The sequence below is a fragment of the [Clostridium] symbiosum genome (assembly GCA_036419695.1).
GTDB lineage: Bacteria > Bacillota > Clostridia > Lachnospirales > Lachnospiraceae > Otoolea > Otoolea symbiosa_A.
In genome coordinates, this window is record CP143946.1 from 1,390,586 (window position 1) to 1,405,412 (window position 14,827).

Annotated in this window: 12 protein-coding genes and 2 pseudogenes; 10 read left to right on the plus strand and 4 right to left on the minus strand. The window is 48.6% G+C overall.

Going from position 1 to position 14,827, the window contains the following annotated elements:
* Positions 1-120: 120 nt before the first annotated feature.
* The 7 genes and pseudogenes from V3C10_06445 to V3C10_06475 all read left to right on the plus strand — a co-directional run bounded on the left by V3C10_06445 (position 121) and on the right by V3C10_06475 (position 6,662).
* Positions 121-270, plus strand: a pseudogene (locus tag V3C10_06445) (ParA family protein).
* Positions 271-286: 16 nt separating this feature from the next.
* Positions 287-604 (plus strand): annotated as a pseudogene (locus tag V3C10_06450) (Fic family protein).
* A 428-nt stretch (positions 605-1,032) separates the two neighbouring features.
* Positions 1,033-3,021: an excinuclease ABC subunit UvrB gene (gene uvrB, locus V3C10_06455; protein ID WVP63450.1), complete on the plus strand. Its 1,989-nt coding sequence runs from the start codon at positions 1,033-1,035 to the stop codon at positions 3,019-3,021.
* 56 nt (positions 3,022-3,077) lie between these two features.
* Positions 3,078-3,338, plus strand: a complete 261-nt coding sequence (locus V3C10_06460) for a FeoA domain-containing protein (GenBank protein ID WVP63451.1) — start codon at positions 3,078-3,080, stop codon at positions 3,336-3,338.
* Complete coding sequence (feoB, locus tag V3C10_06465) at positions 3,335-5,332, plus strand: ferrous iron transport protein B (protein ID WVP63452.1); 1,998 nt, start codon at positions 3,335-3,337, stop codon at positions 5,330-5,332. The genes V3C10_06460 and feoB overlap by 4 nt, the downstream gene beginning before the upstream one ends.
* Before the next feature lie 134 nt (positions 5,333-5,466).
* Complete coding sequence (locus tag V3C10_06470) at positions 5,467-6,237, plus strand: threonine/serine exporter family protein (GenBank protein ID WVP63453.1); 771 nt, start codon at positions 5,467-5,469, stop codon at positions 6,235-6,237.
* Positions 6,234-6,662, plus strand: a complete 429-nt coding sequence (locus V3C10_06475; protein ID WVP63454.1) for a threonine/serine exporter family protein — start codon at positions 6,234-6,236, stop codon at positions 6,660-6,662. The genes V3C10_06470 and V3C10_06475 overlap by 4 nt, the downstream gene beginning before the upstream one ends.
* Here V3C10_06475 and V3C10_06480 read toward each other — a convergent pair.
* A complete protein-coding gene (locus V3C10_06480) occupies positions 6,622-7,587 on the minus strand; it encodes a DUF5688 family protein (GenBank protein ID WVP63455.1) in 966 nt (321 codons plus the stop codon). The two genes, V3C10_06475 and V3C10_06480, sit on opposite strands and share 41 nt — an antisense overlap.
* A gap of 1,470 nt (positions 7,588-9,057) precedes the next feature.
* Positions 9,058-9,999: a radical SAM protein gene (locus V3C10_06485; GenBank protein ID WVP63456.1), complete on the minus strand. Its 942-nt coding sequence runs from the start codon at positions 9,997-9,999 to the stop codon at positions 9,058-9,060.
* Between the two features lie 210 nt (positions 10,000-10,209).
* Between V3C10_06485 and V3C10_06490 the strand changes: the two genes are divergently transcribed.
* Both V3C10_06490 and V3C10_06495 read left to right on the plus strand, forming a co-directional pair.
* Complete coding sequence (locus tag V3C10_06490) at positions 10,210-10,944, plus strand: AzlC family ABC transporter permease (protein WVP64582.1); 735 nt, start codon at positions 10,210-10,212, stop codon at positions 10,942-10,944.
* Positions 10,941-11,267 carry a branched-chain amino acid transporter permease gene (locus V3C10_06495; protein ID WVP63457.1) on the plus strand — a complete coding sequence of 109 codons (327 nt, stop codon included), beginning with the start codon at positions 10,941-10,943 and terminating at the stop codon, positions 11,265-11,267. Before V3C10_06490 ends, V3C10_06495 begins: the two co-directional genes overlap by 4 nt.
* Positions 11,268-11,331: 64 nt before the next feature.
* Here V3C10_06495 and V3C10_06500 read toward each other — a convergent pair whose 3' ends face one another.
* The gene (locus V3C10_06500; protein WVP63458.1) at positions 11,332-11,550 is read right to left on the minus strand and encodes a hypothetical protein; all 219 of its coding nucleotides are present in this window, start codon (positions 11,548-11,550) and stop codon (positions 11,332-11,334) included.
* 45 nt (positions 11,551-11,595) lie between these two features.
* Entirely contained in the window at positions 11,596-12,099 is a 504-nt protein-coding gene (locus V3C10_06505; GenBank protein WVP63459.1) for a DNA-deoxyinosine glycosylase, read from the minus strand.
* Between the two features lie 492 nt (positions 12,100-12,591).
* On the opposite strand from V3C10_06505, the gene ftsH reads away from it, so the two are divergent.
* Positions 12,592-14,742 (plus strand): ATP-dependent zinc metalloprotease FtsH, encoded by a 2,151-nt coding sequence (gene ftsH, locus V3C10_06510; protein WVP63460.1) that lies wholly within the window; start codon positions 12,592-12,594, stop codon positions 14,740-14,742.
* The last annotated feature ends 85 nt before the right edge of the window (positions 14,743-14,827 follow it).

Here is a 14,827-nt window from a genome sequence, read left to right on the forward strand (position 1 = left end):
GAAATTCTGAAAATTCTGACACGGCTGGCAATGAAATTGCTTTGTCAGACATACGGACCGTGATTGCCGGGGAATGGGGCCGAAGAATATTGATATGATGTTTCAGTGGAAGATGGTCTTATGAAAGTGAATAGAAAGGGAAAAAAAGTATTGCTGATTGACGGCGATCCACAGGGCAGCCTAACTATTAGACTGGGCAATCCCCAGCCAGACAAGCTGCCGGTTACACTTTCGGATATAATGGGAAAGGTTTTGACCGATCAGCCCATTCTTACCGCAGTTGGAGGTCATAGACCCTCTGATTCTGATTCCAACTTTTATCTGCGACTTTCTGTGCATCCATCCATTTAATGATGGAAATGGTAGAATGAGCCGACTGCTTACCTTATTACTTCTCTATCAAAATGGCTATGAAGTGGGTAAGTATATCAGTGTTGAAAAGAAGATAGAGGAAACCAAGGATGCCTATTACGATGTACTGGAATGCATTGATGCAGGATGGCATGTGGAACAGAATGATCCCACGCCATTCATTAAGTATATGCTTCAGATGATTCCTGCCTGTTATACCGAGTTTGAAGCCAGAGTAGGTTTGGTATCCGACGGTAATCGAAGCACGGTAGATCCAGATGAGGAGATGGACCTTGCACCGAGAATATTGATGTGATGACTTCGGCGGAAGAGTACCTTCTATAAAGTGAATAGAAAATGGAAAAATATAGCCACAAGAAAAAGAACAAATGTTCCGCCTTGCGGCTATACTTTTTGAACTGTCCATGTTATAATTTGACTTGTCAGGAGGAAAGCAAGCGCGACCGTAGGGAGCATTTGCTTTCACCTGACAAGTAGGCGGGGAACAGTATGTTCCGAGTGATGCAAAGGACTGCGAAGCAGTCTTTGTATCGTTTAGTGACTTTCATTCATAAAATAGTAAAAGTTCGTCTATTAGGCAGGGCGAAAATGGTTCAGATTACGAATTTCTGTCTAATAGACGTACTTTTTTCAGGGTCACCAAGGAGGTAAAAACGCATTATGGAGTTCAAATTACACAGTGAATACCAGCCCACCGGCGACCAGCCGCAGGCGATCGAAGCCCTTGTAAAAGGCTTCAAGGAAGGCAACCAATTCGAGACTTTACTAGGGGTTACGGGGTCTGGCAAGACTTTCACCATGGCAAATGTGATCCAGCAATTACAGAAGCCGACCCTCATTATCGCCCACAACAAAACCCTCGCCGCCCAGCTCTATGGCGAGTTTAAGGAGTTCTTCCCTGAGAACGCGGTAGAGTACTTCGTCTCCTACTACGATTATTACCAACCGGAGGCCTATGTCCCGTCCACCGATACCTACATTGAGAAGGACTCATCCATCAACGATGAGATAGACAAGCTGCGCCACTCTGCGACGGCGGCTTTGTCGGAGCGCCAGGATGTTATCATTGTCGCTTCAGTTTCATGTATTTATGGCCTGGGAAGCCCCATAGACTATAAGGAGATGGTTATTTCCCTGCGTCCCGGCATGATTAAGGACAGGGATGAGGTCATCCATAAACTGATCGACATCCAGTATACGAGAAATGATATGGATTTCAAGCGAGGCACCTTCCGTGTCCGCGGCGACGTGCTGGAGATCTATCCGGCCTACTCGGGCGGTGACGCCTACCGCGTCGAGTTCTTCGGCGATGAGGTGGATCGAATCACCGAGATTGACACGCTCACCGGAGAAATCAAGTCCCAGCTGGGGCATATCGCCATTTTCCCGGCCTCTCATTACGTTATCCCAAGGGAGAAGATGGAGCTGGCGGCAACCAATATTCTGGAGGAACTGAAGGTCCGTGTGGAGGAATTCAAGAGCGAGGATAAGCTCCTTGAAGCACAGAGGATCTCAGAACGTACGAATTTTGATGTGGAGATGATGCGTGAGACAGGATTCTGCTCCGGAATTGAGAACTATTCCCGCCATCTGACCGGTTCCCTTCCGGGAGAGCCGCCGTGTACCCTGATCGACTATTTTCCGGAAGAGTTCCTGATTATTGTCGATGAGTCCCATATCACCCTGCCGCAGGTGCGCGGCATGTACGCCGGTGACCGTTCCAGAAAAACGACGCTGGTCAACTACGGATTCAGGCTCCCGTCGGCCCTGGATAACCGGCCGCTCAACTTTTCCGAGTTTGAAAGCAAAATTGATCAGATGATGTTTGTGTCCGCAACTCCATCCAAATACGAGGAAGAACACGAGATGTTGAGGGCGGAGCAGATTATCCGTCCTACGGGTCTTCTGGATCCGCCTATTGAAGTGCGTCCGGTGGAAGGTCAGATTGACGATCTCGTATCAGAAGTGAACCGGGAGGTGGAAAAGGGCAATAAAGTCCTGATTACAACGCTGACGAAGCGTATGGCCGAGGATCTGACGGACTACATGCGCGAGGTGGGAATCCGCGTGAAATACCTTCACTCCGATATTGACACCCTGGAGAGGGCGGAAATCATCAGGGATATGCGTCTTAATGTGTTCGACGTCCTGGTTGGAATCAACCTTCTGCGCGAGGGCCTGGATATTCCGGAGATATCCCTGGTGGCAATCCTGGATGCAGATAAGGAAGGATTCCTGCGTTCGGAAACTTCCCTGATTCAGACGGTCGGACGTGCCGCCAGAAACTCGGAAGGCCATGTTATCATGTATGCCGACAACATCACGGACTCCATGCGCGCCGCCATCAGCGAGACAGAGAGAAGAAGGAAGCTGCAGCAGGAATATAATGAAGCACACGGAATTACGCCGACCACGATAAAAAAAGCGGTCCGCGATCTGATTACGATATCCAAGGCAGCAGAGGGAATCACGAACGAAGTGACCAAGGATCCTGAGTCCATGAACAAGCAGGAACTGGAGAAGATCGTAAAGGAGCTGACCAAGAAGATGCATAAGGCGGCAGCGGAACTTAACTTCGAGGAAGCCGCCGCGCTGCGTGACCGGATGACGGAAATCAAAAAAATGCTTCTGGAGATGGAAGATAATTGACAAGGCCTGACGGGACGGTTACAATTGATAAAGCGATAGGGAAGGAGTGACTAACCATGAAGCTTTATGAAGGCGAAATAGGAAAAAGTTACGTTGTCCAGGAAGTTATGATTGAGGAGCGTCTGACCAGGCGTCTGGAGGCTCTGGGAGTCAATGAGCATACAAAAGTAACCGTACTGAATAAGAAGAAAAGCGGAACTCTGATTATCAACGTCAGGGGAACGAGACTGGCTCTGGGCCAGAAAATAGCCGATGGAATCGAGATCAGGGAAGCTGCGTCGGCACAAGAACGAAGTCAGGGAGGGAACCGGCTATGAATGCAGCAAACGGACAGATAACAGTCGGTTTTGTCGGAAACCCGAACTGTGGAAAGACAACACTGTTCAATGCTTTTACCGGGGCAAAGCTGAAGGTGGCCAACTGGCCCGGCGTTACGGTTGAGCGCGTGGAAGGGGAGACCAGCTATAAAGGACGGCCCATCAAGGTAATCGATCTGCCGGGAATTTACAGCCTGACTTCCTACACGATAGAAGAGCGGGTCACCAGAAAATGCATTGAAGAAAATGAAGTGGATGTGATTATCAATGTCGTGGATGCATCGTCCCTGGAGAGGAATCTCTATCTGACGCTGCAGCTTCTGGAACTCAAGAAGCCGGTTATCCTGGCCCTCAATATGATGGATATCGTGGAGGACCGTGGTATGGAGATCGATCTGCACCGTCTGCCGGAGATGTTAGGCCACATTCCGGTGGTGCCGGTGTCGGCCAGGAAGAGGACGGGACTGGATGTCCTGATGCATGCCGTCGTCCACCACTATGAGGAGGAGCCCCAGGGAGTCGTTGTGCGGTATTCCGACGTGATAGAGGACAAAATCGCCAAGATAGAAGTAGTGCTGAAAGCGCACTTTGGCCCGCTTGACAACATGCGCTGGCATGCTATCAAGATGATGGAGTACGATGAGGAAGTCTGTAAGGACCACCCTGTGGACCTGAGCGATATCATTGATAAAAATTACGAGAAGAATATTATCAATGAAAAATACGATTATATAGAAGAGATTATTGATGAGTGCCTGTTTAACAAAGCGGAAAAATCAGCTTTTACCGACAGAGTGGATCAGATTATGACGCACCCTGTATGGGGAATCCCTGTTTTTCTGGGAATCATGGCCCTTGTATTTTTCTTCACCTTTACGGTCGGGGATTTCCTGAAGGGGTACTTTGAGAGCGGCCTGAACTGGTTTTCAGCCTCGGTTCTCTTACTTCTCCAAAATCTCCATGCCACCGACTGGGTTATCTCCCTTGTAGTGGACGGCGTCATTGCCGGTGTCGGCGGAATCCTCACCTTTCTGCCCAACATATTTATCCTGTTTCTGGCGCTGGCTTTTCTGGAAGACAGCGGATATATGTCGCGCGTCGCCTATGTCATGAACGAGACGATGGGAATGGTGGGACTGTCCGGTAAGGCATTTCTTCCGATGCTGCTGGGATTTGGCTGTACGGTTCCGGCCGTTATGGCGACGAGGGCTTTGGAGAGCGTGAAGGATCGGAGAAGGACAATCCTGATTACTCCGTTTATGTCCTGCTCGGCCAGACTTCCGATTTATGTCCTGTTTTCGGAGATGTTTTTCCCGCAGAAAGCGCTTTTGGTGGCCTACTCCCTCTATGTCATCGGACTTGCCATGGCGATTCTGGTTGCTTATATTGTACATAAGAATTCCAATGAAAAGTATGAGAACATTCTTCTTATTGAGCTTCCTGAATACAAGACGCCGAACCTGAGGACGGTTACCATCTATGTGTGGGACAAAGTAAAAGACTATCTGACCAAAGCAGGAACCACAATTTTTGTTGCGTCCATTATTCTCTGGTTTATCCTGAATATCGGACCGTCCGGCCTGACAAACAATGTCTCCGACAGCTTTGCGGCAATTATCGGCCACAGCCTGGCTCCGATTCTGGCGCCGGCCGGACTTGGAAGCTGGCAGATTGTAGTCGCTCTGATTTCCGGTATATCGGCGAAAGAGGTGGTGGTTTCCAGCTTCTCCGTATTGTACGGAATTAATAATATCAATTCAGCAGCCGGTATGACACAGCTTCATATCATGCTGGGCGGCGCGGGCTTTGGGGGAGTCAACGCATATGCATTGATGATATTCTGCCTTTTATATACGCCTTGTATTGCTACGATAGCGACAATCAGGAGAGAGACACAGTCCACAAGATGGACCCTTCTGATGATGGCGTTCCAGCTGGCTGTGGCATGGGTTGCTGCGGTCCTGGTGTTCCAGATTGGCAGCAGGATATTCTAAACCGTCGGCATATGAAACGGCCTGACGGAGGCGGAAAATCCCACTGGTGGGATTGCTACTTGTTACATAGGGCGGTGGTGTGAAAGAATACGCGGCTTCACCGCTGAAAATTACTATAAATGGGGTACCGGGAGATGGATTATCAGGAACTGATAGAGATGGCCGTGCAGGCGGGGGAAATCATGCTGGTCAGCGGAGCTGAGGTATACCGTATCGAGGATACGGTCAGCCGGATTATGAAAAAGTCCGGTTTGGAGGGGATAGAGGTTTTTGCCCTGGCAACAGGAATATTTGCAACACTTTCCGATCCTTCGATCAGTGCGATTACGGTTGTCAAAAGAGTCGATAAAAGATCGACGAATTTAAACAGAGTATATCGTGTAAACAATATATCCAGAAAGTTTTGCGCCGGTGAGATGACCGTAGAAGAGGCGCGGGCAGAGCTGAGGGAGATTAAAACCTCCATCGAATACGGATTTCTTCATAAGTGCATCGGTTATATTATGACATCGGCTTTTTTTGCCATTCTTTTTGAAGGAAACTGGCTGGACTGTGTGGCGGCGGGCGTCGTGGGGCTGGTTTTGGCTCTGGCGGTCACGGGGGCGTCACGCCTTAAGTTTAATGATTTCTGCCAGAACGCGGCCGGTTCTTTCGCCCTGGCGGTGACGGCGCTGCTGATTCAGAAGCTGGTGTATTTTGATATGAACATCGATGCTGTAATCATCAGCGCCATCATGCCGATGGTTCCGGGTGTGACATTTACCGCGGCGATCCGAGATACGCTGAACGGGGATTACAGTTCCGGGGTAGCAAGGATCGCCGAGGCAATTGTCGTGGCTCTCGGCGTGGCGTCGGGAGTCGGTGCAGCAATGGTTGTATTTCAGATGATTGGAGGTGCCGTATGACAGCGCTTGCAGTGCAGAGTTTGTCTGCTTTTCTTGCTATATTCGGTTTCTCCATCATCCTGGATGTGCCAAAAAAGTACCTGGTTTATGCGGGGGCCGCGGGCGGAGCGTGCTGGTTTGTCTATCTGCTGGCGCTTCAGTCTGGCCGTTCCCAGATTATGGCCGCCTTTCTTTCCAGTCTGGTGGTATCAATCCTGAGCCATATTTTTGCAAGACTTTTAAAGGCTCCGGTAACGGTGTTCCTGGTGGCCGGCATCCTTCCGACCGTGCCCGGAGCGTCCGTGTACCGCTGCGTCTATTTTATGATACAGGGTCTTGCCGATCTCTCTACCTATCACCTGATCCAGACGATACAGATAGCGGGGGCCATGGCTCTTGCCATTTTCATTGTGGATTCTCTGTTCCGCCTGGTCCAGAAGAGCTAGAGGAAACCGGTGCGGGATGGTAGATGCAGTTCTGTTCCCTGGAATAGTAATAAATGTGATCGGAGAGGCGGTCTTCCATCGGGACCTCAGAACGGTTGATATAGTAGACCATTTCATTTAATTCATCGTAAGACAGCGCTTTTTTTGATGGCGCCAACAGAACTTCGTGGATACTGGAGGGCAGGATGACGAGATCGTCCCCCACCTGTTCCGCGAAGTTTTTTAATACGTCCCTGTATAAAAGGCAGGCGGCGCCGTTGATTCCCCTCTCATTCGACAGGACATAGAGATTGACAGGGAAGATATCGGTTTCTTCACCGGACAGCTCATACGCACCGCCGGGCAGTTCTTCCTCGTTGATGGCCAGGATTGCATCTTCGATTGGCGTGATCCGGCAGGGCATCAGAGTGGCCATGTTCTTTTCCGCAAAATCGGACAAATCTTCCCGGGTAACGTTCCACATACCCAAATGTTCATTGTGAATCAGCGCTGTCATCTGACCGTCGTCGCTCTCGGAGACAATGATATAGAAGACGACGGCAAGATCCAGATAGCGGAAATGAGGTACCTCCGACAGCAGGACAGCGTTATCCTCCGCATTAATGAGCTTATAAGCGATCCGATCCCTGATTTTCTCAAAATCCTTTAACTGCTGTGCCAGCTCTGACGGGAGTCCATTTTCCTCCTCGTAAAGAAGCAGTATCTGTTCGGCAATAACGGGAAGTGACAGCCCTTCCTCCTCCTCGTTATAGTAGGAGTTCAGATAAACAGTCGGTGAGAAGGCGGAGGACGGTGAAGAAATCGACAGTCCGTCCAGAAGAAGCCCGTTATTCTTCAGCACACGGCGAAGAGAAACCTCGGCTCTGCCCTCCAGTTTTTCCTGGACAAGTGAGTGGATGGTGGTGAGAAATGTTTCATAGATCATAGAAATACCTCCTGAATAGATTATTATGTCAACTGCCATGGCGGCAGATGCATGAGATGTGAAGATAGATGTGAATATGAGAACAGGAACAGAATGCCGGTAAGCAGGCATGGAGTTGAGATGCGGGGACGCCTCTGTAAGACGGCGGGCAGGTTGTCGACGGGACTGAAGACTCATAACCTCCCCCTCACCATCCCGAACCCCGACCGTCCCGGCGGCGTTCTCATTCCTCAACAAAATCCCCATATACAAAGACGGAGTACAGCTTATGCATATGGTTTACCTGAAAAAAGCGTTATAATCCTAGTATCAAAATCAACGGAAATAAGGAGACTACAAAATATAGATATAAAAAAGATAATACTGATAGAAAATTGGAAAGTGCTGTAAGAGTTAATCGTGCTGCCCGGATATCGTCAGACCATCCGTCTGGAGTTTCGACGGTATCTCCCAAACGTATTACTCATTATAGCGGAAGGGAAGAAAATTTACAAGCCGCTTTTTTTATTGATTTAGCATTAATTCTGCTTCCACAATTTTTAAAACGATCGTTTTTATGTGATGTCTTTACTAAAGCGATCCGGGGAGAGGCGGGGAAAACCGGACCGTGCAGAGAAAAACGCGTATGCGAAGGAGCCGGCAATGACACGAAAGTCTGATAATACGTAAAAGACTGGAAAATTCTGAAAATATAGAGAAAATGCACTATAAATAATAGAATATAACGGATTGAAATGATATAAATATAAAATAATCAAATAAAAATCATAAAAAGTATTGACAAAACGCTTGCCGGTGGCTATAATAAAGACATCAAAAGAAATAAAAAATCTTTTAAAGAACCAAACCAAATCTAAGTAAAGGAGGTACGGTCCACCAAAACAGTTAAACTCGTCTGATTTATCTTTTTAAATCAGGCATAGGAAAAACAACAACCTTTAAAAAAAAGTAAGAAAAGAAATAAAAATCAAACGATAAAATCTATATAAATGTCAAAGAAAAAGAGTCGGTTTAGTAATATGACGAGAAAGTATTATTAAAAAGAAGAGTATTCGGAGAAGATAATAGATACGGTATGTGAAAGAAAAGTTTGATAAATAAATAAAAAGGTTGTTGGTAAAAAATTTCATATAGATGTCACTGGTAGATGTAAGAGAGGTAAAAACCAATGGACGAAATAGTTTGAAGTGGGTATCGATGAGAAATTAAGTAATCGGTACCCACTTCTATGTTGTTGTTTTCGTTCCCCTCGCGGGAACATGGATTGAAATTAATCCTTTCATTTCTTATGATTTCATCAATTATTATCAGGGCTGTTCCAGCTTATCCACTTTCCTTCGGCGTTTGTTTTCAAATTTTCAGCAAATTACCATGCGGATTATCCTTATGATCCGCTTTTTTAGATTTCCCAGGGTGTTTACAGCACCGAAAGACATCAGTTTCACTTCCGGGGGCCAGTTTTACGCCCGGTTAAATTCCTTCCAGTTCAAAGGGCGGTGTATATTCTTCCTTCGCGCTGCTTTTTTCCTGCATGAATCCATCGGTCAGGCCAAGTTCTATGGCGGTATCCAGCACTTTTTGATATTCATATGTTGTGATTCGCCGGTTGATTTCGGGATATTCACTGCTTCTGTAAAAGGGGGTATACTGGCTCATCAGACTGATCAGGAACTGTCCTTTTGGCAGATTACGGCGGATCCAGTGCATCAGGCTGATGGAATCATCTTTATGTCCGGGCAGAACCATATGGCGTATGATAACGCCTTTTTTCATCAGCCGGCAGGCACGGCCGGTGTCCGGATCCTGATATTCTTCGAATACCGGAGGTCCTGACAGGCGGATCATGCGGCCGACGGCCCGTGAAGCGACTTCAAAATAGTCTTCTGCCTGGGAATACTTTTTTGAAAGAACGGGACTTAAATATTTGAGATCCGGGAGCCAGATGTCGACGAACCGGGCCAGGGCGTCTATGGTTTCCGGTGTCTCATAGCCGCCGCAGTTGTAGACGACGGGAATCCTCAACTCCCCTTCTACGGAGGCAAGCGCGTCGAGAACGGAGGGCAGGTATTGGGTGGCGGTCACCAGGTTGATATTATGGGCGCCCTGTGCCTGAAGTTCCAGAAAAATTTCGGCGAGGCGGCCGGTGGATATCTCCCTGCCGAAACCTTCGGAACTGATCCTGTAGTTCTGGCAGAAGCAGCACCGGAGCGTGCAGCCGGTGAAAAACACGGTGCCGCTCCCGCGGATACCGCTGATGCAGGGCTCCTCCCACTGATGGAGAGCCGCCCTGGCCGCGGTGATATTCGCAGGGCTTTTGCAATAGCCCGTGTGCTTAAAACGATCGATTCCGCAGCTGCGCGGACAGAAATTGCAGGATTCATAACGGAATGAATGATTGAAGTCGGATTTCATTTTCGATACTCCTATTGACATAATGATTAATCGCGGATAAAATTAAAAACTATAATATAATTTCAGGTTATACCGGTGTGGCCTTTTATACGAAAACATATTATGGCATAAGACCTGGGAACAGTAACCACAGTATAGCAGTATCGGGATGAAAAATAAAGTGTCGGGGATGAAAAGATGAGCGGGGAGAATGACGGAAGAGAACAGAGTATGGAAAAAGAACAGAGTATAGAAAAAGAACAGAGTATAGAAAAAGAACAGGGAAGCACGCTGCGCTATGTCTTTCCGAAGACGGTGCCGGTCATGGTCGGATACATATTTTTAGGGACGGCATATGGAATTTTAATGAGTGTCAATGGGTTCGGAGTCGGCTGGGCGCTGGCGATCAGTATTATCGTATATGCGGGAAGCTTACAGTATGTGGGCATCAATCTGCTTCTGGCCGCGGTCAGCCCGCTTGCGGCGTTTCTGATGGCGCTGATGGTTAATGCGCGCCACCTTTTTTACGGAATTTCCATGCTGGGAAAATATCAGAATATGGGGAAAACCAAACCGTATCTGATTTTCGGGCTGACGGATGAAACGTTTTCCGTTGTATGTAATGAGAAGATTCCAGAGGGAATCCATGAGGAAAAAGCCTACTTTCTGCTGACCTTTCTGGATCAGTGCTACTGGGTGCTGGGGACGCTCATCGGGGCGGTTGCGGGAAGCGTCATCACATTTAATACGGCGGGCCTGGATTTTGCGCTAACCGCTCTCTTTGTCGTGATATTTACGGAGCAGTGGATGTCGCAGAAAAAGCATGGCCCGGCTTTGGCAGGGGTGGCATGTTCTGTGCTCTGCCTGTGGATATTCGGACAGGATGCGTTTATTATCCCGGCGATGATTGCAATTCTTTTTGTGGTGACCGCAGGGTATAAGAGAGAGGGGAGAAGCAGAGAATGAGCGACAGTTATATTTTATGGATCGTGATTGCGATGGCGGCCGGAACGGTGATTACGAGATTTCTTCCGTTTTTACTGTTTCCCCAGGGGAAAGAGATGCCTAAATATGTGGAATATCTGGGAAAGACGCTGCCTTATGCCACAATGGGGCTTCTGGTGGTCTACTGTCTGAAGGGCGTAACACTGTCAGCCTGGCCCTTTGGCCTGCCCGAGTTTATTGCATCTGCGGCCGTTGCGGCGCTCCATGTGTGGAAGAAGAATTCTCTTTTGAGCATTGGCGTGGGAACGGTTTTGTATATGGTGCTGGTTCAGGCTGTGTTTTGAAATACAGACGGCGAAAAAACGCATTGCGGATTTTTCGCCGTCTTTTAAAATGGGGGAGTGGAGATTAGTCTTTTTCACTCTTATTTGTTGCCCTCGGCAGAAAGTGGTAGAGCTGTTCATAGGACGTAATCTCGCTGTCGGACTGCGGCATGGCCGGAATCAGGCCGGTGCAGTCGGTGGCGGAGCAGATATCCAGATCGAACATGGTCTCACTCTCATCGAATTCGGGGGTTTTGTCGGCGGTAACATCGGCCGTGCCGTCTGCCTTATAATTTTTTTCCATATTTCTCACCTCAGTATTATTGTGGTGAGACCGGGTAAAACTATGTCAGGAAAATAGAGGCAGATGACGATTGACGCATTCCCATGACAAAATGAGTTTTTCAAGCGAAGAGGCCGCATTGGCAGGACTGGTGGAGGGAAGTTTAACGGCTTCCATCCCGGTTAAAGGGAGACAGTACTTATCATAAAGCTTCCCCGAAACGCCGCCGTTTGTATAAATCTGCTTCACAGGCGCCGTTTTAAGAATCAGGTTCAGGTTGTTGGGGACGGTGTTTTTAATGGAGCTGTCGCTGGAACCTTCGATGTCGCAGCTCTCGATTACATCCCAGACGGCGATCTGGTTCCTGAGCAGAAATGCTTTTTTCTCTTCGATCGAGACGGGAACCGGCTCTTTACGGATGGCCGCGAGCACGGGCCAGAAGCGGTTCCTGGGGTGCCCATAGAAAAAATGGGCCTCCCGTGATTTTACGGAAGGGAAGGAGCCGAGAATTAAAATTGCGGAATGGCTGTCGAATACGGGTTCAATGCCGTGGATTACGTGATTTAACATAATTTACCTCATCTTTAGCTGATAATCAATTAACATAAATACCGGCCGCGTTCAGGAGGCCGGAAACAGAAGAAAGGGTGAAATAACAGACCTTTCCGCTTCTTGTGCACAGTCATAGTCTTTACTGCCCGGCGGCAGGCAATTCTGTTTTGGTTTGTCATTTATAACCCTGCAAATCCATTTTATCACAGATAAGCAGGGGGATAAAGGAAAACAGGGGAAATTTGCACCAAAAACAATTATTTTGTTTATAACATTTTAATATTTCAGTTCTTGATTTATAAGGAATGTCACACTATAATGATATAGAATAGATCGAGCTGTCTCTGCCATAATCTAACCATGCATAGATCTGGCGGTGGAGATGCACTCAGGCCATAAAGAGCATGGCCTGGCGTCTGCCGGACCCGGTGAGCGCTCAGAATGCGCATAAATACATCCAGCGGAGGCTATCAGGCGGACTGTAATGTCTATTCGGAATGGAGAACACATATGGATAACAACAACAACCAGAATAAGAATGGTAAGAATCCCAAGGGCGGACAAAATTACATGGTTCTTATCATTACTATGATTTTTACATTGCTCTGTGTCAGCGCGATGCATAATCTCTGGCAGCAGAGCAGGACGCAGCTTGTGCCCTACAGTGAATTTAACCAGATGTTAAAGGATGGGGAAGTGGAGTCGGTTGTCGTAAGCAGCAACAAGATTCAGATTACCCCTAAGAAGGATTCCAAGAAATACACCGGAAGCCAGAGCAAGTACGGCGGACTGATTGGAATTGAGTATTATGCAATTCCCATGGAGGATCCGGATCTCCAGGCGAAGCTGGAGAAGGCCGGAGTAACCCAGTATGAACAGGCCCAGGTGGATGCCACGGCCAGCATTATCGTGCTGATCCTGGAATGGGTGCTTCCGATTGGTCTGATGGTTCTTCTCCTGAACTTCATGATGCGCCGGATGGGCGGCGGCAACGGTCTGATGGGCGTTGGAAAGAGCAACGCCAAGGTCTATGTCCAGAAGGAGACGGGAGTTACGTTTAAGGACGTGGCCGGTGAGGATGAGGCCAAGGAATCCCTGACCGAGATTGTAGATTTTCTCCACAATCCTGGCAAATATACGAAGATTGGTGCAAAGCTTCCAAAGGGAGCCCTTCTTGTGGGTCCTCCCGGAACCGGTAAGACACTTCTTGCCAAGGCGGTTGCGGGCGAGGCGAAGGTACCGTTCTATTCCCTGTCGGGTTCCGACTTTGTGGAGATGTTCGTCGGCGTCGGCGCTTCCCGTGTCCGTGATCTGTTTAAACAGGCGCAGCAGTCCGCACCGTGTATTATTTTCATTGACGAGGTGGATGCCATTGGTAAGAGCCGTGATTCCCGCCTCGGCGGCAATGATGAGAGGGAGCAGACTCTGAACCAGCTGCTTTCCGAGATGGATGGATTCGATTCCTCCAAGGGTCTTCTTGTTATGGCGGCTACAAACCGTCCTGAGATTCTCGATCCGGCGCTTCTGCGCCCGGGCCGTTTTGACAGGCGTATTATCGTGGATAAACCTGACTTAAAGGGCCGTATTAACATTTTAAAGGTTCATTCCAAAGATGTGAAGCTGGATGAATCCGTTAATTTTGAAGAAATTGCACTGGCAACTTCAGGTGCGGTGGGCGCCGACCTGGCCAATATGATGAACGAGGCGGCCATTACGGCCGTTAAACACGGCAGACATGCGGTAGCCCAGAGCGACCTGTTTGAGGCCGTGGAGTTAGTATTAGTGGGCAAGGAGAAGAAGGACAGAATTCTCAGCAAGGAAGAGCGCCGTATCGTTTCCTACCACGAGGTGGGCCATGCGCTGGTGAGCGCACTGCAGAAGGATGCGGAGCCGGTCCAGAAGATTACGATTGTGCCCAGGACGATGGGCGCCCTCGGTTATGTTATGCACGTTCCGGAAGAGGAGAAATACCTCAATACGGAGAAAGAGATACGCGCCATGCTGGTTGGATATCTGGCAGGGCGTGCGGCGGAAGAAATCGTATTCGATACGGTTACGACCGGCGCTTCCAACGACATCGAGCAGGCTACGAGGATTGCCAGAGCCATGATTACCCAGTACGGTATGTCGAAGAAATTCGGCCTGATGGGCCTTGAAACCAGGGAAAACCAGTATCTCAACGGACGCACCGTACTGAACTGCAGTGATGTGACGGCGGCCGAGATTGATCAGGAGGTTATGGGCATTCTCAAGGATTCCTATGAGGAGGCTAAGAGGCTTCTTCTTGAAAACAGGGATGTTTTGGATAAGATTGCCGCTTTCCTGATTGAGAAGGAGACGATCACGGGCAAAGAATTTATGAAGATTTTCCGTAAGGTGAAGGGGCTTCCTGAGCCGGAAGAGAAAAAGAGCGAAACAGCTAATGCCGATGTCAGTGAAGGCAAAACAGATGCACCGGAGGTGACGGCTGATACAAAAACGGCTGAAAATGCCGAAACCGTAGAAGAGGTTGAGACGGCCGAAAACACACGGCGGACGGAAGTTTCCGACAGCCCGGAAGCTGGCCGGGAGACGGAGACTGTTACAGAAAACGGAACGGACGGACCGGAGACAGAGGGTTCGGACGCACCGGCGGCAGAGAATGAGACAAAAGAAATTTAAAAAGAAACAGGCCTGAATGTGACTCGGGCCTGTTTCTTTCTTTTTATGCTTCTGTTCCGGCAGTCCCACGACGCCGTCCGGTTTT

What these genes read in the sequence shown, in the direction of transcription:
- V3C10_06505 (WVP63459.1), bottom strand. Translation starts at nt 12,099, where the DNA reads ATGTTAAATCACGTAATCCACGGCATTGAACCCGTATTCGACAGCCAT.
- V3C10_06495 (WVP63457.1), top strand. Translation starts at nt 10,941, where the DNA reads ATGAGCGACAGTTATATTTTATGGATCGTGATTGCGATGGCGGCCGGA.
- V3C10_06500 (WVP63458.1), bottom strand. Translation starts at nt 11,550, where the DNA reads ATGGAAAAAAATTATAAGGCAGACGGCACGGCCGATGTTACCGCCGAC.
- ftsH (WVP63460.1), top strand. Translation starts at nt 12,592, where the DNA reads ATGGATAACAACAACAACCAGAATAAGAATGGTAAGAATCCCAAGGGC.
- V3C10_06490 (WVP64582.1), top strand. Translation starts at nt 10,210, where the DNA reads ATGGAAAAAGAACAGAGTATAGAAAAAGAACAGAGTATAGAAAAAGAA.
- uvrB (WVP63450.1), top strand. Translation starts at nt 1,033, where the DNA reads ATGGAGTTCAAATTACACAGTGAATACCAGCCCACCGGCGACCAGCCG.
- V3C10_06480 (WVP63455.1), bottom strand. Translation starts at nt 7,587, where the DNA reads ATGATCTATGAAACATTTCTCACCACCATCCACTCACTTGTCCAGGAA.
- V3C10_06460 (WVP63451.1), top strand. Translation starts at nt 3,078, where the DNA reads ATGAAGCTTTATGAAGGCGAAATAGGAAAAAGTTACGTTGTCCAGGAA.
- V3C10_06485 (WVP63456.1), bottom strand. Translation starts at nt 9,999, where the DNA reads ATGAAATCCGACTTCAATCATTCATTCCGTTATGAATCCTGCAATTTC.
- V3C10_06470 (WVP63453.1), top strand. Translation starts at nt 5,467, where the DNA reads ATGGATTATCAGGAACTGATAGAGATGGCCGTGCAGGCGGGGGAAATC.
- V3C10_06475 (WVP63454.1), top strand. Translation starts at nt 6,234, where the DNA reads ATGACAGCGCTTGCAGTGCAGAGTTTGTCTGCTTTTCTTGCTATATTC.
- feoB (WVP63452.1), top strand. Translation starts at nt 3,335, where the DNA reads ATGAATGCAGCAAACGGACAGATAACAGTCGGTTTTGTCGGAAACCCG.